The organism is Larkinella harenae (genome assembly GCF_054780515.1).
This window is the reverse complement of sequence record NZ_BAAGWE010000001.1, coordinates 2,501,283-2,527,049: the sequence shown is the minus strand read 5'-3', so window position 1 is coordinate 2,527,049 and position 25,767 is coordinate 2,501,283. Positions and strand designations below refer to the sequence as shown.

Below are 25,767 nucleotides of genomic sequence, written 5' to 3'. Positions count from 1 at the left end.
TATTAAGGATTCACCCGGGTCAGGAAAAGATTCTGGGTTGCGTTTTTGAGGATATCATCCTCGCTGAATCGACCGTACAGGATTTCTTTCGCGCCGGTTCGGTCGCGGTCGAACGTAACGTGAATCGTACCGTCGCTGGTCTGGTCAACATCCGGGTACGAAACTTTTTCGCGGCTGTCCAGCAGGAGTTTATGCGGCCAGGTTTTTCCGCCGTCTTCCGACAAAAAAGCCGTCATGTTGTTCCGGGTTCGGCTGTTATTCAGCACAAGCAGCAATTTTCCAGACTGAAGTTTACCAATGTAAAACCGGCTTGAGGTGGTCGGGCCGGTAGCTGTAAACGGTTCAAGCGTCGACCAGGTTTTCCCGAAGTCGTTGCTCTTCGAACTATACACGCCATGTTTGGCCCGAACCAGGCAAAGCAAGTCACCCTTGTCGGAAGTCTGCACAACCTGATGTTCGTCAAACGTTCGCAGGTTGTCGGCTAAAACCGGCACAAAACCGTGTGTTTGCAGGGTGTTGATCCGGTTTTTCTTTTTGTTAAAATCAAACCGATGAATAAACGTTCCATCCGGAATATAACCGGGTTCCTGCGAATGGTCCTTTCCTAACTGCCAAACCGAAACCGGAAACAACGCCATATCTTTTTGGGGAATATAAACCGGTTTATTCATCATAACCCCGTAGGCGATCAACTTAGGTTGTTCGTAGACGACCTTCGACCCATTCCACGACACAGGAATGGCATTGACACCTTCCTTCAAATCCCAGTGCTTGTTATCCATTGAGACGGCATAAAATAGCCAGACCTGACCCTTTTTGTCGCGCCAGAGAACCGGATCAAAAAAACGGATCGATGAGTCTTTGGGAAAAATAACCAACTGGTCATTTTTCCAGGTTTTGCCGTTATCCAAACTAACGGCCAGGGTCACGTAATTGCCCGGCCCTTCGCCTTTCCCGCCAGTATACCAAACCAGAAAGAGTTCTTTGCCATCGGCAGAGGCCGCTATGGAGGAGACCATCTCGTGTTGGCGGTTTTTGACGCGAGGATCATCAACCGGCTGCTCAAGAATGATACCCGCATTGGCCCGACGGGTATCGGTGCGGTTTAAATCGGGCTGGGCGATCACCTGAGTTACACTTACTATCCCGGTAAACAGGAAGGTAAAATATAGGGATCGGAATGAATGGGTCAATTTCATACGGTCAGGAATAAAATGAAAAGTAAGAATTTAGTAGAAAATCAATCCTCAGTAGCCTGATTCTGCTCAAGTTTGGCACTGAAATTTGCGTCGATAGCGGACTGCGGAATCGAGAATAAAATCGATGGTAACCTGACTGGCGGCAATCGATTTCGCGTTGGCGCATACTCGGCCCACATTGATATCGTCGGCAGCCTGTAGCGCATTACCTTTCCGCTGATGGGCTTCTGCGCGGAGCAAGTACGTTTCGGCCAGCCGATAGACCATAAAATCCGAAAAGGTGTAAAGATTTTTGGCGCTCAGAGAGACCTGAAAGTTGGACCGCTTAATCCGGCAATTAATTGCGTAAAAATGGCTGCGACATCGCAGCCATTTTGGCTCAGCATTAGTTAGGCAAGAATGAATCGACGACATTATGGATGGATATGGGTTCTGTGTCTACTTTCTGTTTGCTCTTTTGGCCAGTCCAAACGCATTCTGGATCATAATCAAATTGGCTGGTTTGTGTACGACGGCGATCACCAACTGAGTAAAAAGTGGTCTCTGCATACGGAATATCAATGGCGACGCATCGGTTTTGTTCGAACCTGGCAACAATCACTCGCCCGGCTGGGCGTCAATTACAAGCTCGGCGAAAACGTTGAACTGGGCGGTGGTTACACCTATTTTGTTACCTTTCCGTACGGCAAGCATCCGGTAGCGGATCAGAACGTTCCAACCCCGGAACACCGGCTGTACCAGGATATTCAGCTGGATGATACCGTTGGACGGTTTTTCCTGAATCACCGGTTTCGGTTTGAGGAACGCTGGCTCAGTCAACTTGCCGAAGAAGGGTCCCGACAAATCAGCCGCTGGGACTACGAAAACCGGATTCGGTACCAGATCACCGCCCATGTTCCCTTGCAGGGAGCAACGATTGACGACAGCGAATTTTACCTGACTTTTTTTGACGAATTGTTTATCAGTTTTGGCAAAAATGCGGGCATGAACATCTTCAATCAAAACCGCCTACTGGGTGGTGTTGGTTATCAGTTTCGGGATAACGTTCAGCTCGAACTCGGTTACCTCAACCAAATCACCCAACATGCGGAAAACGATCCGGTATCCGGCAATCCGGTTTTTGAATTCAACAACGGTTTTCGGCTGAATGTAGCATTCGGCTTTTAGCGATTGTTAAACAACAACTAGCTAACAAAGGCCGGTCATTCAATACCTCATTTCACTTACTGGGTCCGGAAATCACCCCCAGATACCGCCCCATCCAGTACGGCAGCAGGAACGAATCGCCCGCACTGAGTTCGCTCATGCCATTGCCCTCCTTCCGATCCAGTTTAAAAAGGTTGCGGTTGTGCTTGAGTTCGGGCCGCTCGTCGGGTGGCAACACCGTTTTGGTCGTCTGACCACGGAAGTTGTCCGGAACGAACTCAATGTCTTTCCGATGACTGTTCACCAGGCTCCATTCGATCATATCCAACGGAAATTCCTTCAAATGCCAGACGCTTTCGTTCAGGTCAAACGCTTTGGCACCGGTCATGGCGTAACACAAATTCCAGAGGCTGTTTTTTTCGGGCCGTTCAAACTCCCAATGTTCCTTGATGGTGGCGCCAAATTTGGCTTTCAGGTCATTGTCGAAAGCATACGGGTACAGACACCAGTAAGCCAGGAAATACATTTCGTCATCGGAGTGATTCCAACCCTCGGAGAGATTCTGCGCCAGTTTACTGGCCGACGCCGGGGCTTTACCAACCTCGCCCATCGGTCGCAGCAGGTTTTCGAGATAGCCGTATTTCTCCATCAGTTCATACGCCTTTTCCTTGTAAACCGGTTTTTTCGTAAAGTGATAAGCCGCCTGCAAAAACGCGATGATATTGGATGAATTAACTTTCCGATCGCCCACCATCGCCGGAAAACCGTTGACGTACTCCGGATTCCATTTCCCCCAAACCGTTATTTTACCGTCAAAATCAATCAGATACCAATTGTTGTTAATGATATTGGTCATCAACTTGTCAATCAGGTCGATAGCCCGCTTCTTGGTATCACCTTCGGTCAGTTCGGCAACTTGAGTAAGCGCAAACATTTGGCCAACGGTTTGGTCACTGCTGGTGGTGCCGCGCCAGTCCCAATTCTCCTCTTTCGCGTGCGTCCAGCCTGCGGTCAGTTCACCGGAGGTTTTATTCCTGGCATAACCGCGCCGTTCGAATCCCCGCGCAAAATAACCCGGCATACGGGTTATGGTGAAAAGCCGCTCCATCGCTTCGAACGACTCCATCCAGTTCTGCAAGGCTTCCGGATCACCGGTTACTTTGTAGCGATACAACTGACTGACAAGGTACATCGCCGTCCAGAGGTTGTCGCTTTCACGCAACCCCATCTCAAACGTCGACAAATCGCCGTTTTTAAGCGTCGAAACGTCGCAGTTGAAACCGTAACGAATGTGCCGCTGCCGCACCTGTTTTTCATACGCCAGGGCTTTCTCGTGCAGCGTCATTTCCCGAAACCGGATTTCGCCCAACCCTTTGCTGGTCAGAATCAAAACGGTTTTTCCCTCGCCTTCGGCAATATGCACCACCCGATTGCCGGGCAACCAACGCTCGCCGTAATAATAGTTGAATTGACCATCCGGACGCAACATAAATGCGCCCAGCTTCGACCCAAACCAAAGGTTGCCATTCACGTACGCCATCGCGGTTAGTTCCGGAACCGGCAGCTTGGTCTGCATCGATCCAACGGTTTTATTCCCCGCTGGATCAAAAACGAAATACCCGTTGCGGGTGCCAATGTACAACTGGTTGTGAACGATTTCGAAACAGGTCAGATTCGGCTGGCGAAGAACGGTCTTGAACCTTTTGTCAGACATCGACAACAAACTCAGCGATTGAGTCCCCAATAACCAAAAACGGTTTTGAACCGAATCAAACTTAACGGCAATCACCTGGTCGTTGTCAATTTTGCCGGACCAGATGACCGTCGAATCCCGCCGTACTTTCAGCTCGGTTCCGTCCGATACCAGAACTGTGGAGCGGTCGGCAGCGGGGCAAAAAAGCCGGGCCTTTGGCATTCCGTGTTTGACCAGCAGTTTTCCGGCCCATGCGTTGCTCAACACCGCCTGATCGTCCAGATACACAAACTGGCGTTGATGAAGCCCCAGCCCCGCCAGCCTTTTGTCGGCCATCGGACGGTAGGCACGCACCGGTTCCAGCATACCCGGATGCTGGAATTGACCGCTTTTCGGTTGCAAAAGACCCTTTGCTGACAAAATCTGGATGCTCCCGTTTCGGTCGGCGTAGACCTGAGAAACCTGGACGGTGGTGTCTTTCAGGTAATGCTTTACGCTGTAATCCTGAAGGTAGGGCACATCCTGATAAACCGTCGTCTGCGCGGTCGATTGCCAGACAATTCCTACAAGAAAAAGAAGAAGAACGAATCTCATGATTTACGGTTTGTTTCGCCGTGTTTAGCGGAGTCTTCGCTAAACACGGCGAAACATTATTTATCACTTAGCCGGGGCCGAAATGACTCCCAGATACCGGCCCATCCAGTAAGGCAACAGCCACACGTCGCCCGCGCTCAGCTCGGTGCTCCCCTTTTTGTCCTTCCGATCCAGACTGAACGTATTGCCATTGTGCCGCTGCACGGGCCGTTCGTCGGGCGGCAAAACCTCCTTCGTGGTTTGGCGACGGAAGTTCTCGGGTAATAGCTCAATATCCTTCCGGTGGCTGTTTTCAACGCCCCATTCGATCATGTCCAGCGGGTGTTCCTGCAAATACCAGATGGCTTCATTCAGGTCGAAGTTTTTCACGCCGGTCAGGGCCGTAAAAATGTTCCAGGCTCCTTCTTTTTCGGGGCGCTCGGCCTGCCAGTGGTCCAGAATCTGTTTCTTATAGCTCGCTTTCAGGGTATCATTCAGCGCATACCGGTACAAGCCCCAATAGCCCACAAAGTACATTTCGTCATCGGAGTGATTCCAGCCGTCCGACATATGCTTGCTGTGTTCGTCCGCATCAGCAGCCGCCCGCCCAATTTCCTTCATCGACCGCATCATGTTGGCGTAGTAACCATGTTTTTGCATCAATTCGAAGGCTTTTTTCTTGTATTTTTCCTTCTTGGTGAAGTGATAAGCCGTTTGCAGCATCGCAATAATATTCGACGAATTCAGCTTGCGGTCACCCACGTTAGTCGGAAAAGCATTGACGTATTCCGGGTTCCAGCGGCCCCACTGAGTCGGTTTGCCATCAAAGTCCACCATGTACATATCGTTCTTGACGATGTGGCTCATCAGGGTATCAATCAACGTAATGGCCCGACTCTTCAGGTCTTTGTCGGGCACCAGTTCGGCCATGGCACCAAAGGCAAAAATATGCCCGATAGCCTCATCACTGCTCGTCGTCGACTTCCAGTCCCATTCTTTATCCTTGGCATGTTGCCAGCGCTCGGGGTCCGACAGCTCCTTGATATGACCACTGCGTTCGAACGAACGGGCCGGAAAACCGGGAACGGGGTTGATGGTATACAGGCGTTCCATGGCGTCGAGCGATTCCCGGCAATTCTGCAAAGCCGCCGGATCTTTCGTCACTGCATACCGGAAGATTTCACCACCCAGATACATGGAGGTCCACAAACCGTCGTTGTCCGAATCGTCCAGAAAACCCGTCGACAGATCTCCTTTGTCCATTCCGCTCAAAGTGGCGTTGAAGCCGACCCGAATGTGCCGACTGCGTACCTGTTTGTCGTAGAAAGCCGCTTTCTCGTGCAGCGTCATCTGCTTGAAAACCAATTGACCTAAGCCCGACTTGGTTAGCACCAACACCGACTTTTCGGGACCTTTCGCAATATGAACCACTTCATTGCCCGGCAACCAGCGCTCACCGTGGTAATAATCAAACTTGCCATCCGGGCGCAATGCAAAAGCGCCTTTCGTTGAGCCAAACCACAGCTTGCCATCCACATCGGCTACGGACGTAATCTCCGTCCAGGGCAATTTCTGGCGAATACCACCTAGCTGTTTTTTCGTCGCTACGTCAAATTCCAGGTAGCCATTGCGGGTACCGACGATCACTTTCTTACCCTGGCTGCTTAGATCAAATGCCGTAAAATTCGACCCGTCCAGCATTTTCGTCAGCTTGGGGCTGCCCACCGAAACCGTCGACAGCGATTTTTTTCCCAGCACCCAGAACTGGTTAGCACCGGGTTGGTACCGAATACCAATGACCTCATCATCCGGCAAACTGCCCTTCCACAGGTTTTTGGAATCTTTCACCAGCACCAGCGACGACCCGTCCGAAACCAGAAACGTAAACGCGGGTGCTCCGGCAAAAAACCGGGCTTTCGGGAGCGAGTGCTCGGAGAATAGCTTTCCGGCCCAGGCATTGCTGAACACCACTTTGTCGGTGAGGTAGACCAGTTGCTGGTCGTACACATCCAGTGCCGTCAGGTTTTTGTCTTTGGTAAACCGATACGTGTTATCGGGCTTCAGACTGCCGGGATACAGGAATTGGCCATCGTGCGGATGCAGCAGGTCGCCATCGCCGTTGATGATTTGAATGGAACCGTTTCGGTCGGTGTAAGCCGCCTGGAGTGCCCCGTTCGACTTATCCGCGTAAAATTTCACACTGTAGTCCTGCCAGAACGGTTTATCCTGGTAAACCGCAGGTTGCGCGTGCAGTTGGAAAACAAAAGTGGTAAGGAATAGAAAAAGAAGTGCTCTCATTAGTCAAAGTTTGAAAAGTGTTTTGGTACAGAAGCCGGTGTTAACGTGCTGATCGTCCGGAACGACCTTGCCTTACTGGGTTATTTTTCCCGGATCAACGACAATGTGTTTAATTGATTTTTGCCCTTTCGCCAGGTGGTAAGAATACGTCATGTGCAAAAAACCGTCGGCCGTCTGAATCATGGATGGGTACGAAAAACCGCCTTCGTTTTTGGCTTTGTCTTCAACCCGGGTTTTCCACTTCCAGGTTTTCCCTTCGTCGTCCGATAGGTATAGACTAAGTCGATACCGGCCATCTTCAATATCATTCCCGAAAAAAGCCCAGCGGCCATCCCGCAGCCGGAGCAGTTCGACGCTGGCGGTATTGGGAATATCGGACTTGACCGTGGCCGTCCAGCTCTCGCCCTGATCGGTTGATTCGCTGACGTGCACCCGACTGGGTTTGTCGCCACTGTCGCGCAGGTACGCCACGATGGTGCCGTCATTCCGGCGGGCCAGTGCGGGCTGAATAGGCCCACGCCCCACGACGGGCAGGCTCGGCCGCCAGGTGGTTCCGTCATCATCTGAAATGGCCATCATCGAAAAATTCAGTCCGTCGGAATACAGCGGCAACAAAATCCGTCCGCTTTCCAGTTGGAGCGGTTTAATCCGCGTCATCCAGCCCGTGCTGCGTTTTCGGGCATCGCGGCTGGCTTCCAGAATCATGTCGTCGTATTTGGGCGCGTATTCGGCCCAGCCGGATGTATTTTCAGGCAACTGTTTGAATCGGGCGGCTACCTCCTTCTCAAACGATTCGCCCGGTTTGAGCAACATATTATCCTGCCAATTCCAGACCGGTGCCCCGGCTTTCAAATAATCCGTGGCGGTTTTAAAACGGAGAATGGACTCTTCCCAGCGATTGGCCTGCACCGCAATCCAGACCAGAAAGAGTTTATTCTGCCGATTCAGAAACAACACGGGATTGCAATCGGGCAAATTGGGAGTGTCGGCCATCAGAAACGGTTTGCTCCACTCCTTCTGACCTTTTGCCAGCCGTGCTCCCATAATTTTCACGTCATCCGCCGTCCGTTCTCCGCTGCCCTGAAACCAGGCCGCCAGCAAATCGCCGTTGGGTAACGCCACCAGACTGCTGCCGTGTACGTGGTCGGCTTGATACGGAAAGAGTAATTCGTCGCGAACAAGGGGCGGTTTGGATTGTGCAAACAGACCGGTCCCAACCCACCCTACGAGCAGGCCAATGATCCAATAATTCTTCATGTGATTACTTGACAGCTTTCCGGCGTTCCATCATTTCCCGCCAGGTCGTTAAGATGATGCCTTCTGATTGAATGAAGGCTTTCAGATCCGGGTCCATCATCGACAGCATGTCGGCATACCGCGAACCGCCCGAACCGCTGATGTATTTGAACGTTTCGTTCTGTTCGTTGCTGTGAATGATAATCATGGCAACGCCCGGTTTCATTTTGGTCAGAATTTCCTTAAAGCGCTGCGTTTTGTATTTCCCCCATTCTTCCGGGCTCGGATTCGGGTTGTCTTTCGGCTTCCAGCCGCCCGTATCGGCGTAGAGATCATCCAGCACCGGAAGACCCGCTTTCCAGAGTTTAGCCCCGATGGCCGGTGCCTGTTTGATGGCTTCGGGTACGGGCAAGTTCATGCCCTCTTTCCATTTACCCTCGGCCTTCAGTTTGTCGATGACGGGCTGGATTTCGCTATCAACCAGTAAAGTGTTGTTACCACCGGGGAACATCACCGGAATACCGTACTCCACCCCTACCTTGATGTAGCGTTCCACAAAAGCCGGGGTTGCGAACAACGTGCCCATGTGCGAATCGAGGTGTGTTGGCTTGAGGCCCATTTTCAACGCCCGGTCGATCTGCGCCCGCATTTCCAACTCCAGTTCGTCGGGATTACCGTTTTTGACCACCTCCGCAACCGACGGCCACAGCGCGCCTTCCTTGTCTGTCAGGCTGGGCACTTGCTTGATACCGGCTAGCGGTGCCCAGCGGTAATCTTTCCACTCGGAAGTCAGCGTCAGGTGAATGCCCGCGTCGATCGTCGGATTTTTCAGGGCGTAGTTGACAAAACTGGCCGCCCAGGCGCAGGGCATCATGATGCTGGTTGACGTAGCGACACCCTGTTCGATGGACTTGATCGTGCCTTGATTGGCGGTCAGATACATTCCGGCATCGTCGACGTGAAAAATGACAACTTTTTTACCTTTTGGATACCCGAGCTGCTCGGCGTAGGTGGTTTTGGGCTGCGCGTAGGTGGTAGACATTACCGCCGAAAACGTCAGAAATAAAGAAATAGTTTTTAATTTTTTCATAGGTCTATTTTGTTGTTACACAGCGCTTATCAGCGCTGATCGGAATCAATCAGAACACTCCTAAAAATCCACAAAACCCCTGATTAACAATAAATTAACACCACAACTTATTCGATCATTTTCAAATACCGTCCCATCCAATACGGCAGCAACCAGAATACCGGTTCGCGTTCGATGCCCGGATCTCCGTTGATGGCCGCCCAGGGGTTTTTGTCCCACCGAACCACGGTCCGGATGCTGGCGGGCGGCAACTGATCAATCTGCAACTCATCCAGCACGGGCGAGCGGCTAATTTTCACATCTTCCCGTTTGGTGTGGTCAAACACCCAGTTCACCAGGTCCAACGGCGTATCCACTAGAAACGCCACCGAAGCAGGCAAATTAGTTTGCTTATTGCGGGCGTAACAGTAAAAGAAATTCACCAGCGGATTCTGGTCGGCTTTCCGGCGTTCCATCCAGGCATCCATGTGTTTTTCGTAGAATTCCCGCAATTTGGGATCTTTCTCGCACCGGATCAATATTGGGTAGATATACGCCTGTAGCATCACATCGAAATAAATGAACCAGGCCGGATTCTGCTTCGGCACGTTGGCCATGTTATCGAGGTAATGCTCCTGATCGATGAGCCGTCGGTATTCCTTTTCGTAGTGACCCTGCCCCGTCATGTGGTAAGCCAGTTTCAGAAACGCCAGCAGCTCCATCGAGTTCTGGCTTCTGTCGGGTGCCCATTCGGGGTCACGATTCAACTGATCCGGCGACCATACCGCCCAACGCGTCGGCTTTCCGTCGACATCCACGAAGTTGTAGTTATGCTTTATGAGGTAATCGACAATCCGGGCTACGTGCTGCCGAACGGTTTTCTTCTCGGTTTCATCCGCCACCAGTTCGTAGTAGAGGTAATACCCGATCATGTGCCCGCATAGTTCGTCGCTGCTCGTGTCACCTTTCCAAAGCCATTGCCCATCCTTCGACTTGCGCCAGCGCACCTCAACGGGCTTAAACCGTGGCTCCTTTACCCGCTCGTCGGCCAGTTGGCGGGGCGAAAACGTACGGTTTGCGTCGTCCACTTCCGTCCAGTTGGCCGGTACGATGGTTCGGGCAAAAAAACCGTCGGTGTCGGTTACTTCCTGCAACAACTGGAGAAACCGAAACGCTTTTCGGGCTTTTTCCTTTGCCTCCGGGCGTTGGGTAACTGCATACCGGAAGCACTCCATTGCCAGGTAATTGCCCGTATACTCGCCGTCGTTATCATCGTCATCTGGTGCAAACGTGGCGGTATCGCCTGGCGTTGTCAGCTTGCACTGGCCCGCTATCCACGGTTCCCGAATATGGCGTTTCATCAGCACGTCATAGAAATAGTCCTGCTTCTGCGCCAGGTTCATTTTCCGCTTTTTGATCGCGCTAACGCCCTTGGAAGTGGCCATCCAGGCATTTCCGGCGGCATCAAACACTATATCGTTCACTTTATCATCCAGCAGCCAACGGCGACTGAAGCGCAACGAGTGGCTCCCATCCGGTCGATATCGAACAATGCCCACTTCCGTACCTACCCACATGGTGCTGTCGGGCGAACGTTCCACACAGGTAACATAGATCGACGGTACGCCGTTTTCGGGCTTCAGCGTTTTTTCGATTTGGGCTTGATTCAAAACCGTTATCCCACCCAGACCACCCACCCAGAGTTTCTGGTCAGCCTGGAGCGCCATTCCTTTCACGTAGGCACTGATCAGGTGGGTTGTATCAACAAAATGCTCGGTCGTATCCGCTTGCCGGTGAAATAGGCCCACATCCGTCCCCACCCAAAGTCCACCCTGACCGTCCGAAATTGCTTTTCGGATGGAGCGAACATTCGGAAAATTCACCCGTTGCCACCCGGAAGCCTTCCCCAGCCAGATCCCATTTGGCCCCAGGGCATATACTCCTTCGTCGGCAACACAAAGCACCGAAATGGGCGCTTCCGGTCCTGCAACGCGTTCCAGCTTATCCGCTTTATAGCGATAGAGACCATTCCAGGTTCCCATCCAGACGGTTGCGTTCTGATCGACGGCCACGGCAAAAGCCGGGCCCTTATCCGCTTCCGAAAACACACTGGCCCATTGACGCTCCCCGTTTTTTTTGCGGAATACGCCGTTTCCGGTAGCCGCCCAAACCGTCAATTGACGATCAACTGCCACGCTCCGCACCTGGTTTTCGGTCGGGTCGTTGCTGATTGGGTACGCTTCATGGTATTCCTGCCAAAACGCCTGATCCTGATAACGAATCGGCTCGCCCGCTGCCCCGTCCGGTTGACGACACGACCAACCGAACAAGGCAAGCAGGCAGCAGCTAACAAGCAGGCGGGTAAACGGAAACTCCATCATCAACACGGTAAGGGGCCTTTCTTTACTATACTGTGGGAGAACGGTTCCGGGCTATTGGGATGAGCAATTTTACGGTTTTGTTAAATCGGAAAGATTCCTCGAATGCCGGTAGTCCTTTTTAAAACTTTACGAGTATTTGCTGTGGCAGCAAATAAATTTTATATGAATTTTCGCCTGACGAAACTTGCCCTGGTTTCCTGCATACTGACGTTGTTGAAGCCGGGTTTTACGACACGGGCACAAACCCATAAAGACTACCTTCCTTCGGCTTATCCAGACCGGCTTACGCTGGGTTGGCAGGATTCTCCCACTACGTCTCAGTCCGTCAACTGGCGCACCGATTCTACCGTTAGCAACGCCGTCGGAGCAATCCTCGAAGCCGATCCTTCGCCCGAACTGGAGAAAAAAGCCGCCACCGTTCAGGCCACCACGCAGCGGATTATCCTCGATGGTGCCACGAAATTGTACCATACTGTCCATTTCAAAAACCTGAAACCGGGCACGAAATACAACTACCGCGTGGGCGATGGCACCCACTGGACGGAATGGTTTCAGTTTACCACGGCCCACGAGAATGCCACGCCGTTTTCCTTTATTTATTTCGGTGATGCCCAGAACGACATCCGTTCACTTTGGTCACGGGCCATTCGCGGAGCGTATTCAACGATGCCCAAAGCCGCATTCATGATCCACGCGGGCGATCTGATCACCACCTCAAACGCCGACTGGCAATGGGGCGAATGGTTCGAAGCCGGGGGCTGGGTAAACGGAATGGTGCCCACACTGGCTACCCCCGGCAATCACGAGTATTTCAAGGATGACGACAATATCCGGAAGGTTTCCCGACACTGGCGCCCTTCCTTTGTGCTGCCCGAAAACGGCCCGGACCGCTTAAAGGAAACCGCTTACTACCTTGACTACCAAGGAACTCGATTCATTTCTCTGGATTCGCAGGGTGCATTGCTCGATTCGACGGTAATGGACGCCCAGGCCCGCTGGCTGGAAAATTTACTCAGCCAGAACCCGAACCGTTGGACGGTGGTCACCCACCATCATCCCATTTATTCCACCAAAGGCGGACGCGACAACAAGGAATGGCGCGTCAGAATGGAACCCATTTATAAAAAATACAAGGTAGACCTCGTTTTGCAGGGCCACGATCATACGTATGGACGGGGGCTGAACATGCCGCTGGGGAAAAACCGTAAAAACCCCGATGGACCCATTTACGTGGTCTCGGTCAGTGGTCCCAAAATGTACGACATCGGTTTGCAGGATTGGATGGACCGGGCGGCCTCGAATACCCAGCTCTACCAGATTGTTTCCATCGACGGTAGTCGGCTTTCCTATCAGGCGTTTACGGTTACGGGCGACCTCTACGATTCCTTTGAACTGTCCAAAAACAGCAAAGGCCAGAATCAGCTCACTGATCGCTCACCCGCGCTTAAGCCCGAACGACTGGATTTGCCCGCCGAATACCTCAAACGATTCAAGCCGGAGCAACTGGATGAATACAACCGCCGTTTCCAGGAATACAAAAACAGAAAAAGTAAATAATTTCACCCAATAATTACATTACGCAAAATGAGGACTTATTTACGCATTTTGCGACGTTCTTCTTGACAATATGCCCTATTTTTAACGTATCAACCGATCCACACTGCGCCATACATACCTAGAAGAAATACGAGTACCAGACACCCGTAACTTTAACGATTCCTAATCACCCACGAAAATGGATTGTCTCGATGAACGTATTCTCCGCAAAGTGATTCAGGGCGACCAGGCCGCCTTTGCCGAGTTATATAAGTACTACCGGACACCGGCGCTTAAATTCTGCATTACTCTTCTGAAAGACGAAGAAGAAGCCGAGAACATGATTCATGAAGTTTTCATCAAAATCTGGGACCGGCGTAATCAGATCAATCCCACGCTTAATTTCACATCTTATTTGTTTACCTGCCTGAGAAACATGGCTTTCGACCATCTCAAAAAGATGGAGAAAAATAACCATCTCAAGCAGGTCTACCTCGAAAAAATGGTTGCTGCGCGCGAGGAAGAGCAGGAAGAACGGGAAGTAAAATTCCAGCTCCTGTACGCTGCCATTAGTTTGTTGTCGGAAAAGCGAAAGCAAATCCTGTTCCTGAACATCGAAGAAGGGAAATCATATCAGGAAATTGCCGAGATGCTGATGATCTCCAAAAATACCGTCAAGAATCAACTGGTAAAAGCCAAACAGTTCCTGCGCGAAAAGGTCGATTTGGCAGCGCTGTAAGCTTCAACGCCACGCAATTACAGTGTAAAGACTTCCTGTTTGGTTAGCACCTGAGCCGCGATTTGAACGTCTGAAGAATAGCAATTTTCCCGAAAAAATATTTCTCTAACCAATAGTCTTTTAAGTTGGGGGGCGAGTATTATAAACAACTTACCAAACTAATACTAGAATGGTACGGTCTCGCGCCGAATATTTAATAAAAAAACTAATCAGCAATACACTGTCTGAAAAAGAGTTAGGTGAATTGCTGGAGGGCCTGGATAAAGACGAATCGCTGCAAGAGTATTCGCCGGTTCTTGAACAATATTTCAATGACTTAATTGAGCAGAATAGTCAGAATTATAAATCGGAATGGGAAGTAAATAACGACAAAGGGACCGCTTCGGCACAAGGTACTACTACGCAAAAGCACTTTCATCTATTCAACACGCATTACGGGAGGCTGGCCGCATTTATTGTTCTCGTTTTCGGATTGGGTATTGCCTACTATTTTTATTCCTCCCCTAAGCCTTCCTCCCACAGCCGAGTAGTCCATAGCGGACCAACGGTAACTCCACATCATACGCCGACGAAGGAAACCATCGTACCAAGGGGAAAACGTAAAAATTTACAACTGAGCGACGGAAGTGTTGTCAAACTAAATTCTGATACCAAAATAAGCTTTCCAGCCATTTTTGGGCAAGATGGACGGGTTGTTTCACTGAACGGGGAAGCTTTTTTTGATGTCGAAAGAGACGAAACAAGGCCTTTTATTATTGCGCTCAATGCCGTAAAAATCAACGTCCTGGGCACTTCTTTCAACGTGAAAGACTACGACGATGAGCAGGAAGTAGAAATAACCGTCCGGTCGGGCCTGGTCAGCGTCAGCTTCCGTTCAGATCAATCCACGCCTATTTTGGTACGGAAAGATCAAAAATTAATCTTCAATAAAACCAACGAAAAATTCCAAATAATCGGCGTTAATGCCGAACAGGAAAATAGCTGGATAACCGGTGCTTTACAATTTAATAACACCCCCTTACGCCGGGTCAAGCAAACCCTCGAAAAGTGGTATGATGTTGATATTATTATTGAAGAACCGTCGCTTTACCAGGCATCATTAACGGGCACACACCTAAACGAAAGCCTGGTTTCAATGCTGGAATCGATTACGTATGCAATTGATGCCCGCTACGAAATAAAAGGCCGAACCGTGATTTTAAGAAATTAACAAAACCTTAAAAAGGAAAAGTATGAAAACGACCCATAACACCTCGTAATTTTGAACCGGAAAAGTAGAGACGAGACCGTTAAAAGTTCACCACCTTTCTGCTAGTACAACTACTTACTAAAATCCAATATGAAATCGAATTTTATGTTTCACCGAATGCTGAGGCACCTCTTCGCAGTAGCACTGCTTGCGGGGATTTGTTGCTCCACAGCCTGGGCCAACCGACCAGAAATCGATCTGGAGAATGTTAGATTAAACTTTACCCGTGAAGAAGGGAAAATCAGTACCATCATCAGCAAGATCACTAAAATCACCGGTTACGTTTTCCTGTATGAAGACAACTTGAAAACCGATCTTGACAAACGCGTTCGTATCGAAAATGGAACAACTCTACAAACTGTCCTGAGTAGCATCTCCCAGCAATCGGCGCTGGAATTCAAAGCCGTAAACCGAAACATCGTTATCCGAAAAAAGGGCGTTCAGTCCACCGAACCAATCGACGCAAAACAGGGTCGTAAAGTCAGTGGACGTGTCACTTCCAAAACAGATGGAGCGGCTCTGCCCGGCGTAAACGTGGTTCTGAAAGGAACCCAGACCGGGGCCAACACCGACGGAGATGGCCGGTATTCCATTGACGTAACGGGGCAGAACCCGGTCCTGGTTTTTTCGTACATCGGCTTTGAAACCCAGGAACTTTCGATCGGTAGCCGCAGCACCGTTGATATAACCTTGACCGAAGGTGCCGAAACCCTGCAGGAAGCGGTAGTAACTGCGTTGGGGATCAAACGGGAAAAACGCTCCTTGGGGTATGCGGTGTCTGACGTGAAAGGCGACGCGCTGACGCACGTAACGCAGGAAAACGCCATGAACTCCCTGGCCGCCCGTGTTCCGGGTGTGGCCATTAACCAGACCAGTGGAGTCGGTTCTTCCATCAGTGTGGTGATTCGGGGTGCAAAATCCCTGACGGGCGACAACCAGCCGCTGTTCGTTATCGACGGGGTACCGGTTGCCAACGGGTTGAACAATATTCGTTCGATGGGGGATCGGAACAACGTTGACTACGGAAACGCCATTTCTGATTTGAACCCGGAAGACATTGAGAGCATCTCGGTCCTGAAAGGTCCCAGCGCAGCGGCTCTGTACGGTTCGCGGGCCGGGAACGGGGTTATTCTGGTGACCACCAAAAAAGGCGCCAAAGGCAAAGGCCTGGGTATTACGTTCTCGACCAGCAACGTGTTCGAACGACCCTTTAAATACCTGGATTTCCATTACAAATACGGCAATGGCGACCGCAACAACCGGCTCGACGAAAGCTCGGCGTACTGGGGTGGCCCAGCCCTGGATGTGGGTAATACCGCCGTTCAGTGGAACAGCCCGGTGGGGCCGGATGGCAACAAAATTGCTACCCCCCTGGTGTCGTATAAAGACAACATGAAGAACTTCCTGGAAACCGGGATTACGTCGACCAATAACATTGCGCTGTCGGGTTCGGGCGACAAAACAACCTTCCGGATTTCGTTCAACAACATGACGAATAAGGGCCTTATTCCCAACTCCGATCTGTACCGGAACTCCCTGGCCTCGGCGGTGACGTTCGATATCAACAAAAACTTCAAGCTGAATACGAACCTGAACTTCGTTCGCTCGAACTCGAACAACCGCCCGTCGACCAACAACCGGGGTGCTAACCCGCTGGAAGCCGTTTACCTGTATCCGCACGTGGATGTACGTCAGTTGAAAGACTACTGGATTCCGGGAAGCGAAGGCATTCAGCAACGGGCACCGTCAACCAATGGCGACAACCCGTACTTCCTGGCCTACGGCATCAACAACGGTTTTAACCGCGACCGCATCTTCGGTAATATCAAGCTGGACTGGACTATTACCCCCGAGCTGACGGCTTACGTCCGGGGTGCGCTCGACAACTTTGTTGAAAACCGCGAAACCAAAATTCCCTGGAGCTACTCCCGCGTTCGGAATGGTGGTTACTACCTGCAGGACATGGCCCGCACAGAAACCAACGTCGACGCCATGGTCACCTACCGCAAGAAAATCAACGATTTTGACTGGAGTGTTTCCGGAGGTGGTAACGTGATGTCGCAAAACTACCGCGACTCTTACATGGGCGGCTCCCAATTGACGATTCCGGGATTGTACCGGATTTCGAACGTACCGAATACCGCTCTTTCGTTCACCAACGGCACCTACCAGAAAGCCATTTACAGCTTAATGGGAACCGCCAATTTAGGCTATAAAGACCAGATTTACCTGGACTTAACCGCGCGTAACGACTGGTCAAGTACGCTACCGGCGGCCAACCGTTCGTACTTCTACCCGTCCGCTTCCCTGAGCTGGCTGGCCAACTATACCTTCAACCTGCCGCAGGAAATCTCCTTGCTGAAGCTGCGCGCCAACTGGGCCCAGGTGGGTAACGACACCGATCCGTACCGGCTGGTTCCGGCTCTGGGAACGGGCATGTGGGGTAGCCTGATTACCACTAACGTACCGGGAACCCTGCTGAACCCGCAACTGAAACCAGAAATTCAGACCTCAACCGAATTTGGGGTAGAACTGAACCTGTTCAACAACCGTGTACGGTTTGACGGAACGTACTACAACGCCGAAAACCGGAACCAGATCCTGAGCGTAACCACGCCGACTTCGTCGGGCTTCGGCAGCAAGCTGATCAACGCCGGTGCGCTGGTGAGCAAAGGCTGGGAAATCGCCATCGGTGGTACGCCGATCAAAAACGACAACGGCTGGACCCTCGACCTGAACGCGAACTTTACCCGCAACCGGACAACCATCAAAGAACTGGCCCCGGGTATTGACTTCTACCAACTATGGGACGACAACAACGGGGGTGCGTTCTCTTTTGTGGGTGAAGAAATCGGGAACCTCTACAGCCGGGGCTATGCCACGGTGAAAGACCCGAACTCGCCGTACTATCGCTGGCCCATCCTGAGCCAGAACGGAGAGTGGATCGCCGTCAACGACCGCAACGCCCGGGTAAAAGTGGGGAACTTCAACCCCCGGTTTATGATGGGTATGCAGGCGTCGCTGTCGTACAAACGCTTTACGCTGAACGCCAGCTTCGACTGGCGGAGTGGTGGTAACTTCCAGTCCTATACGTACCGCTACGGCGAGTCGGACTGGCGGTCACAACGCCAATTGGATAACCTGATTCCGGGTGGACTCTACTCAGCAGCTGACCTGGCGGCTCTGCTCAAATCAGATCCGGAAAAATACATCATTCCGACAAACGGCAACTTCCCCCGCGTCGGTGGTCACACGCAGGAAACGGGTGGTATGGGCTTCGACTCCAACGGCGACGGTGTCCTGGAATACGACGGCGGTTTTATTCCGGGTGTGATCCAGAATGCCGATGGTTCGTACACCGAACACCTGGGCGGCCCCGGTACGAAGGTTTATCCAATTACCGATACCTACCCGTGGAGCTACAACCAGCAGATTACTTTCGATGCCTCGTTTGTTAAACTGCGGGAGCTTTCGCTGGGCTACAGCGTTCCCAAACTGTTTGGTCTGCGCAACGCCAACATCTCCGTCTACACACGTAACATTATTTTGTGGACGGCCGCGAAAATCGGTATCGATCCTGAAAGAGCCTTCCAGGCCGATGGTGGCCGGTTCCGGCAGGGAATTGAGTTGCAAAACGTAATGCCCTGGACGATTCCAGTCGGCTTTAAACTAGGTTTCAGCCTGTAATCGTTAAGCTACTAGAAACGAAAGATCATGAAACGAATAACCTTATTTTCCAAAGCTCTTTTCGTAATGGCGCTGCTGACGTTCTCTTCCTGCGAGGACAAGCTCACGGAGCTGAACGAAAACCCCAACGTGGTTGATCCCTCCTCGGCCAATCCGAATATGCTCATGCCGACGGTCATGACCGAAACGGCCAAAAGATACCTGGACTGGGGATACGGAGATGCCGCCGGTATTGTACAGCATACACAGAAAGACGGCTGGTTCTCGGGCCACAACAGCTACGACTGGAGCCCTACCGACTGGAGCGACTATTACAACAACTTGAGAAACAACGACTTTCTCTATAAGCGTGCGGTGGCGCTCAACTACAAATTCCATCAGGGCGTTGCGCTCACCATGAGAGCCTTTCTGTTTGGTAACATCACCGACCTCTGGGGGGATGCGCCGTACACGGAAGCCCTGAAAGGTGACGTCTCCGATGCGATGATCCGGCCCAAATACGACAGCCAGGAAGTGATTTACAAAGGCATCATCGAGGACCTGAAAGCCGCTTCGGCGCTGTTTGCAACCGGCGATGTGACTGGTTACCGGACGGGCTATGACGTGTATTACAACGGAGATCCGGCGAAATGGCAGAAATTTGCCAACTCGCTCCTGCTGCGGTACTACATGCGAATTTCAAGCAAACTACCGGATGTCGCCAAAGCAGGGATTGAAAGCATCTACTCATCGGGTGTTTACATCAAAGCTGCGAGTGAAGATGCCGTTATGGACTATGCTGGTGGAGTGTCGAATAATTCCTGGCCGGGTGCGGCCGAATTCAATACCGACCCGTCGGAATACCGTCGTCGCAAGCCTGGCAAACTGTTTATGGACAAACTGCTGGCCACCGAAGACCCCCGGCTGAAAGTATGGTTTGCCCCCGTATACGTGCGCTGGGTAGCCGATCCGACGCTGGCCACGCCCGTGGATCAGTTCATTCGGAAAAACGGCGTGATTCAAACCGGAACGGTTTCCTTGACGGATGCCCAATTTTTAACGGAAACGAAAGCTGGGAACAAGTTCACGCGTCACTTTAACCCGAATACCTTCACCGTAGCCGTCGATACCCGCGAGTATGTGGGCGTTCCGGCCGGGTTGATTGATCCGAGCTCGTACAACTACAACCCAACGCCGGGTCAGGTGGTACAAAACCAGCACGTTTCGCAATTGGCCGAGGTATACCGTGGAACCCGCGGTGGCTTGCTGAAAGCCCGTCTGATTTCTGCGGCCGAAGTGTCGTTCATTCTGGCGGAAGCGGCCCAAAAAGGCTGGGCTGCCGGATCGGCTGAAACCCACTACAATGCCGGGATCAAGAATTCGCTCGACACCTGGGGGGCCAGCAGCTCGTATGCTACGTTTGTTCAGAAAGATGGCGTGAAATTTAACAACACCCAGGCCCAGATTCTGGAACAGAAATGGATAGCCAGCTGGACGTCAGCCATTGAAGCCTGGATGGATTACCGCCGGACCGGTCTGCCTGCCTTCAAAGTAGGCCCCGCTTCGCCCGAAAGCGTGTTGCCCGTTCGTTTCATCTACGGTGATAACGAAACGAACTACAACAATGAAAACTCGGTAAGCGCCCTCAGCAAACTCGAAGAGAATACCCATACTAAAATTCGGGGCCGAAACAGCCAATGGGCGAAACCCTGGATTATTCAGGGAACTGGCAAGCCTTGGTAAAATAGGCCGTATAGTAACCGTTAACGAAAAGGGTGGAGTATATTCCACCCTTTTTTACGTACTTTTTTCATAGTTTAGCACTATATAACAACATATTACCTTCCCGCTCACAAATTCCTTTTACTAATTACCTCTTTACAAAAACTATGAACAAAACCTTTATTTTTTCGCAAATGCTCCGGTGTTTGTTTGTCACCACATGGTTGCTGGGGCTGTTCCTGGCACCGGCATCGGCCCAGACAGGCCGACGCGTGACCGGCACCGTCAGGTTAGGAACCGACAACTCGCCGATTCCGGGCGTCAATGTTGTGATCAGGGGCACTCAAACCGGTACCACCACCGACAACAATGGGCGGTATAGCCTGGAGGTAAGCGGTCAGAATCCCGTCCTGGTGTATTCCTACATTGGGTACCAAACCCAGGAAATGACCGTTGGAAACCGCACCGTCCTGGATGTAACCCTATCGGAAGGCGCCGAAACCCTGCAGGAAGCCGTGGTTACGGCACTCGGCATCAAACGGGAAGAACGTTCCCTGGGCTATTCGGTCGGAAAAATTGAAGGCAAAGAACTCACCCGCGTCGTGCAGGAAAACGTGCTCAACAGCATGGCGGGCAAGGTGGCCGGGGTCACCATCAACGCCACCGGCGGTACCGGCTCGTCCGTCAGCATGGTTATCCGGGGGGCCAAATCGCTCAGCAACGACAATCAACCCCTGTTCGTAGTCGATGGCGTCCCGATTGCCAACACGCTCAACAACGTCAGCCAGGTCGGGAATGACAACCGCGTCGATTACGGCAACGCCATCTCGGGCTTAAACCCCGACGATATTGAAAACATTTCCATCTTGAAAGGCCCCAGCGCAGCGGCTCTGTACGGAACCCGAGCCGGAAATGGCGTCGTGCTGATCACGACCAAGAATGGCTCAAAAGTCAAAAAAATGACGGTCAATATTACCTCCAATACCGTCTTCGACCAACCGTATAAATTTCTGAAATGGCAGACCGGTTTTGGCTCGGGCCAGTTCTCGGCCATTCCGACTTCGGTCAGCAACAACCCACTGACAAACCCTTTCGGGAAACTGATCCAGGAAGAAATTGGTGCCACCTACGGAGCCGCCCTGGACAAAGGGTATCAGGAAGTCCAGTGGAACAGCCCGCTGGATGCCAACGGAAAACCCATTCCGATGCCGCTGGTTTCGCACAAAAACAACGTCAAAAATTTCGTTCAGACCGGTATTACCACCACCAACGGCATTTCCATCGCCAACAGCACCGATCAGATTACGTACCGGATTTCGTACTCTAACATGCAGAACCGGGGCATTATTCCAAACTCGGATCTGTTCAAAAACACCCTGAACATCAGCTCGTCCCTGAAGCTAAACGAAAAGCTGCGGTTGAGTACCAACATCGATGTCAGCCGCAACAACTCCAACAACCGCCCGGCTGGTAACCGGGGCGCCAATCCGCTCCAGGCGGCCTACAACACTTCTCCCCATATTAATATTCTGGATATGAAGGAGTACTGGATGCCCGGACAGGAAGGCCTGCAGCAACGCTCTCAGTACAACGGCGTTTTCAACAATCCGTATTTTCTGGCCTACGAAGTCAACAACGGTTTTACGCGGGACCGAATTTTTGGCAACCTGAAGGCCGACTGGCAGATTACGAAAGACTTTAGTTTTATGGGACGGTATTCGCTCGATACGTATCAGGAGCAGCGCGAAACCAAAATTGCCAACAGCTACACGAACGACCCGCGCGGAGCCTACGGTTTGATCAACATCAATTCGTACGAAAGCAACGCCGATTTTCTGGCAACGTATAAGAAGGACGTTGGTAGTTTTGGGCTATCGGTTTCAGCGGGAGGGAACTACCGCTACCAGACGGGGTCAAACATCACCAACGCCACCCGCAACGGTACCGGCCTGATTGTGCCCGGCGTCTATACCATCCAGAACATTGCCCCCGCCAACCTCGATTACAACAGTACGAAATTCCAGCGGGGCATCTACAGCCTCTACGGGTTGGCCAACCTGAGTTTCAAGGATATGGTGTACCTGGATCTGACGGCCCGCAACGACTGGTCGAGTACCCTGCCGGTCAACAACCGCTCCTATTTCTACCCGTCTGCGTCATTGAGCGTGCTGCTGAACGAAATCCTCCCCGTTTCCAACACCATCAGCCTGCTCAAGCTGCGGGCTGGGGTGGCTCAGGTGGGGAACGACGCCAACCCGTATTTACTGCTGAGTACGCTCACCAACGCCGGAACCTGGGACGGTATTCCGCGCCTGAACGTTCCGGGAACGCTGCTGCTGTCGGATCTGAAGCCAGAAATTGCCACTTCGTCGGAATTTGGCCTGGATTTCAACCTATTCCGCAACCGCCTGCGCGCCAGTGCCACGTATTATACCTCCGAAAACCGCAACCAGATTCTGAGCACCAAACTGCCTCCTTCATCGGGTTACACAACCAAAAACATCAACGCCGGTCTGCTGGTCAGCAAAGGCATCGAGTTGACACTGGGGGGAACGCCACTTGAGAAAAATGGCTGGCGGCTGGATGTGAATGCCAACCTGACCCGCAACCGGACAACCATCGAAAAACTCGCCGACGACCTGCCGTACTTCACCCTCTGGACCGACGCCAAAGGCGGGGCCTGGACTTACGTGGGCGACGAAATCGGGGACATTTATGACGCCAAGGTGGTAACCGTTGAGGATAAAAATTCGCCGTACTACGGCTATCCGATTCTGGACCAAACCGGTAAATGGCAGTCCATCGATGCCATCAATACCAAAAACAAAATCGGGAACTTCAACCCCCGGTTTTTGCTGGGCATGCAGACCTCCCTCACCTACCGGGGGTTCAGTCTGAACATGACGTTTGACTGGCGCAACGGCGGTGATTTCGTGTCGCAAACCTACCGCTACGGCGAGGAAGACGGTCGTTCCCAGCTGTATTACGACAAACTCATCAATCCGAACGGTTTGACGGGTGACGCGCTCCGGAATTACCTGGTGGCAAACCAGGACGAAATGATTCGGCTCAACGGCAACAACTTCCCGGTTGTGGGCGGTCCGACGCCCGAATACGGCGGTTATCCGTTCAAATACGGCCCCTACACCCTGCCCCACGGCGGTGTCTTCATTCCGGGGGTGATTGCCACCAGCTATGATGAGAATGGCAACCCAACGGGTTTCAAAGAAAACCTGGGCGGCCCCGGTACACTGACCCTGCCCTTTGCCGGTGCGACATCCTGGGCATTCTCCCGCCCGGTACTATTCGATGCCTCGTTCCTGAAACTACGGGAAGTTTCTATCGGATATGACCTACCGCAAAACCTGGTAAAACGCCTGCGGCTCCAAAACGCCAACGTATCGGTTTACAGCCGCAACATCATTCTCTGGACGGCGGCTAAAATCGGAATCGACCCCGAAATGGCGTTCCAGCTCGAATCAGGGGTGCAGGGTTCCGGCATTCAGTTTAAGCAGGGCATCGAGCGCTACAACGTAACGCCCTGGGTGATGCCGATCGGCTTTCGGCTTGGTTTAACTTTTTAACCGATCTTCTTATTCACCATGAAATTGATCAATAAAAAATTCATCGCGCTCGTTGCTCTGTTCTCCCTGACGATTTTTTCCTGTAAGGATCTGACCGAGCTGAACGTCAACCCCAACGGCGTCAATCCCGCAACGGCTCACCCCAACCTAGTTTTATCAACAGTTCTGACCGAATCCGGGAAAGCTTTTGTCAACCTGGGTTATCAGGACATTGCCGGGGTCATGCAACACACCCAGAAAGATGGCTGGAGTGGAGGTCACAACGACTACGACTGGGGCGGCAGCCAAAGCTGGAGCGGTTATTATGACATTCTGCGGAACAACCAGTATGTATACGACCGTGCCGTTGCCCTCAACTTTGAATTGCATCAGGGCATTGCGCTGGTCATGAAATCCATGCTGTTTGGCCTCATTGCCGACCTCTGGGGCGATGCTCCTTACAGCCAGGCCCTCAAAGGGGAGGCCGGTGGTTCAGAAAGTACGTTTCCGGTTTTTGATTCACAGGAAGCCATCTACACGGGTATTCTGGCCGATCTGGAGAAAGCCAATACCTTGCTTTCTAAAACCAAAGCCGCTTACAACAGCAGTGCAGAAGCCGCCGACGTGTATTACAAAGGCGACCCCACCAAATGGCGTAAACTGGCCAATTCGCTGGCCCTGCGGTATTACATGCGCCTTTCGGCCAAAAAACCGGAAGTAGCCAAAGCGGGTATTGAAAAAATCGTGGCCAATGCAGCCCAATATCCAATCATTACGGCATCGGCCGATGATGCCGCGATGCCGTTTGCGGGCAACAGCAACGACGATGCATGGCCCGCCAATACCACCTACGACGCCAGTGAGAGCAACTACCGTCGGATCAAAATGGCCGACACCTTCGTTCGGGCGCTGCTGGCCATCAACGACCCCCGGCTTGCCGTCTGGGCCGCCAAAGTGCAGATTCCGCTCGTGGTTGACCCAACCCTCCCGGCGAAAACCGATAAAATCGTCGATGGCAAACGCTACCTTTCGCCCGATATGGTTGCCGGAAAAGAAGTCAACACCAATCCGAACTACGTGGGTTTGCCCACTGCCATTGTCGGCGGATCAACCTACAACCTGAGTAATACGGGTGAGCAGGGTGCCAAAAATCCGCACGTTTCGTGGCTGAACGACATCTATCGTCAGGCCAAAGGCCCCTTGTTGAAAGCCCGCTTGCTATCGGCCTCGGAAGTAAACTTCATTCTGGCCGAAGCCGCGCTGAAAGGCTGGGCCGCCGGTGATGCCAAAGCCCGCTATGAAGCCGGTATCAAAACCTCCCTGGAAACCTGGGGTGTCAGCAGTGCCTCAGCGGCCTACCTGGCCCAAAAAGACGTGGCTTACAACGGTACACTGAAACAGATCATCGAGCAAAAATGGATTGCCAGCTGGACAGCGGCTACCGAAGCCTGGTTTGATTACCGCCGGACCGGTTTCCCCGACCTGAAAGCCGGTCCAAATGCCAAACGCAAGGTGCTGCCAGTACGGTTTTTCTACATGCTTGACGAACGGAACCTCAACAAAGCCAACGCCGATGCCGCCCTCAACCGGCTGGAGTTGACAACTTATTCGGAAGCTGACGGAAAAAATAGCCCTTGGTCAAAACCGTGGGCGTTGCAGGGCACGGGCAAACCGTGGTAGTTTTTTGAGTAGCATAC

The 25,767-nt window shown here is 52.0% G+C and carries 15 protein-coding genes; 8 read left to right on the top strand and 7 right to left on the bottom strand.

Annotation, left to right across the window (positions count from 1 at the left end; translation table 11 throughout):
• Window positions 1–2: 2 nt before the first annotated feature.
• Together ACYVH9_RS10305 and ACYVH9_RS10300 are read right to left on the bottom strand one after the other, a co-directional pair.
• Window positions 3–1,199: a sialidase family protein gene (locus ACYVH9_RS10305; RefSeq protein ID WP_460636227.1), complete on the bottom strand. Its 1,197-nt coding sequence runs from the start codon at window positions 1,197–1,199 to the stop codon at window positions 3–5.
• 66 nt (window positions 1,200–1,265) lie between these two features.
• Window positions 1,266–1,613 carry a RagB/SusD family nutrient uptake outer membrane protein gene (locus ACYVH9_RS10300; protein ID WP_460636226.1) on the bottom strand — a complete coding sequence of 116 codons (348 nt, stop codon included), beginning with the start codon at window positions 1,611–1,613 and terminating at the stop codon, window positions 1,266–1,268.
• Between ACYVH9_RS10300 and ACYVH9_RS10295 the strand changes: the two genes are divergently transcribed.
• A complete protein-coding gene (locus ACYVH9_RS10295) occupies window positions 1,599–2,366 on the top strand; it encodes a DUF2490 domain-containing protein (protein WP_460636225.1) in 768 nt (255 codons plus the stop codon). The two genes, ACYVH9_RS10300 and ACYVH9_RS10295, sit on opposite strands and share 15 nt — an antisense overlap.
• Before the next feature lie 52 nt (window positions 2,367–2,418).
• Here the strand turns inward: ACYVH9_RS10295 and ACYVH9_RS10290 are convergent, their stop codons facing one another.
• The 5 genes from ACYVH9_RS10290 to ACYVH9_RS10270 form a co-directional block, all read right to left on the bottom strand.
• Window positions 2,419–4,632, bottom strand: a complete 2,214-nt coding sequence (locus ACYVH9_RS10290) for a hypothetical protein (protein ID WP_460636224.1) — start codon at window positions 4,630–4,632, stop codon at window positions 2,419–2,421.
• 63 nt (window positions 4,633–4,695) lie between these two features.
• On the bottom strand, window positions 4,696–6,909 hold the full coding sequence (locus ACYVH9_RS10285) for a hypothetical protein (RefSeq protein ID WP_460636223.1): 2,214 nt from the start codon (window positions 6,907–6,909) through the stop codon (window positions 4,696–4,698).
• Between the two features lie 72 nt (window positions 6,910–6,981).
• Window positions 6,982–8,166: a sialidase family protein gene (locus ACYVH9_RS10280; protein ID WP_460636222.1), complete on the bottom strand. Its 1,185-nt coding sequence runs from the start codon at window positions 8,164–8,166 to the stop codon at window positions 6,982–6,984.
• A 4-nt stretch (window positions 8,167–8,170) separates the two neighbouring features.
• Window positions 8,171–9,235 carry a polysaccharide deacetylase family protein gene (locus ACYVH9_RS10275; protein WP_460636221.1) on the bottom strand — a complete coding sequence of 355 codons (1,065 nt, stop codon included), beginning with the start codon at window positions 9,233–9,235 and terminating at the stop codon, window positions 8,171–8,173.
• A gap of 107 nt (window positions 9,236–9,342) precedes the next feature.
• The gene (locus tag ACYVH9_RS10270; protein ID WP_460636220.1) at window positions 9,343–11,592 is read right to left on the bottom strand and encodes a ligand-binding sensor domain-containing protein; all 2,250 of its coding nucleotides are present in this window, start codon (window positions 11,590–11,592) and stop codon (window positions 9,343–9,345) included.
• A gap of 165 nt (window positions 11,593–11,757) precedes the next feature.
• Between ACYVH9_RS10270 and ACYVH9_RS10265 the strand changes: the two genes are divergently transcribed.
• The 7 genes from ACYVH9_RS10265 to ACYVH9_RS10235 all read left to right on the top strand — a co-directional run bounded on the left by ACYVH9_RS10265 (window position 11,758) and on the right by ACYVH9_RS10235 (window position 25,750).
• Window positions 11,758–13,152 carry a purple acid phosphatase family protein gene (locus tag ACYVH9_RS10265; RefSeq protein ID WP_460636219.1) on the top strand — a complete coding sequence of 465 codons (1,395 nt, stop codon included), beginning with the start codon at window positions 11,758–11,760 and terminating at the stop codon, window positions 13,150–13,152.
• A 178-nt stretch (window positions 13,153–13,330) separates the two neighbouring features.
• A complete protein-coding gene (locus tag ACYVH9_RS10260) occupies window positions 13,331–13,870 on the top strand; it encodes an RNA polymerase sigma factor (RefSeq protein ID WP_460636218.1) in 540 nt (179 codons plus the stop codon).
• Between the two features lie 169 nt (window positions 13,871–14,039).
• The gene (locus ACYVH9_RS10255; RefSeq protein ID WP_460636217.1) at window positions 14,040–15,080 is read left to right on the top strand and encodes a FecR family protein; all 1,041 of its coding nucleotides are present in this window, start codon (window positions 14,040–14,042) and stop codon (window positions 15,078–15,080) included.
• A 129-nt stretch (window positions 15,081–15,209) separates the two neighbouring features.
• Window positions 15,210–18,806, top strand: coding sequence for a SusC/RagA family TonB-linked outer membrane protein (locus ACYVH9_RS10250; protein ID WP_460636216.1), 3,597 nt, complete (start codon window positions 15,210–15,212; stop codon window positions 18,804–18,806).
• A 27-nt stretch (window positions 18,807–18,833) separates the two neighbouring features.
• Window positions 18,834–20,528 (top strand): SusD/RagB family nutrient-binding outer membrane lipoprotein, encoded by a 1,695-nt coding sequence (locus ACYVH9_RS10245; RefSeq protein ID WP_460636215.1) that lies wholly within the window; start codon window positions 18,834–18,836, stop codon window positions 20,526–20,528.
• A gap of 146 nt (window positions 20,529–20,674) precedes the next feature.
• Entirely contained in the window at window positions 20,675–24,091 is a 3,417-nt protein-coding gene (locus tag ACYVH9_RS10240) for a SusC/RagA family TonB-linked outer membrane protein (protein ID WP_460636214.1), read from the top strand.
• An 18-nt stretch (window positions 24,092–24,109) separates the two neighbouring features.
• Window positions 24,110–25,750, top strand: coding sequence for a SusD/RagB family nutrient-binding outer membrane lipoprotein (locus tag ACYVH9_RS10235; RefSeq protein ID WP_460636213.1), 1,641 nt, complete (start codon window positions 24,110–24,112; stop codon window positions 25,748–25,750).
• Window positions 25,751–25,767: the final 17 nt, after the last annotated feature.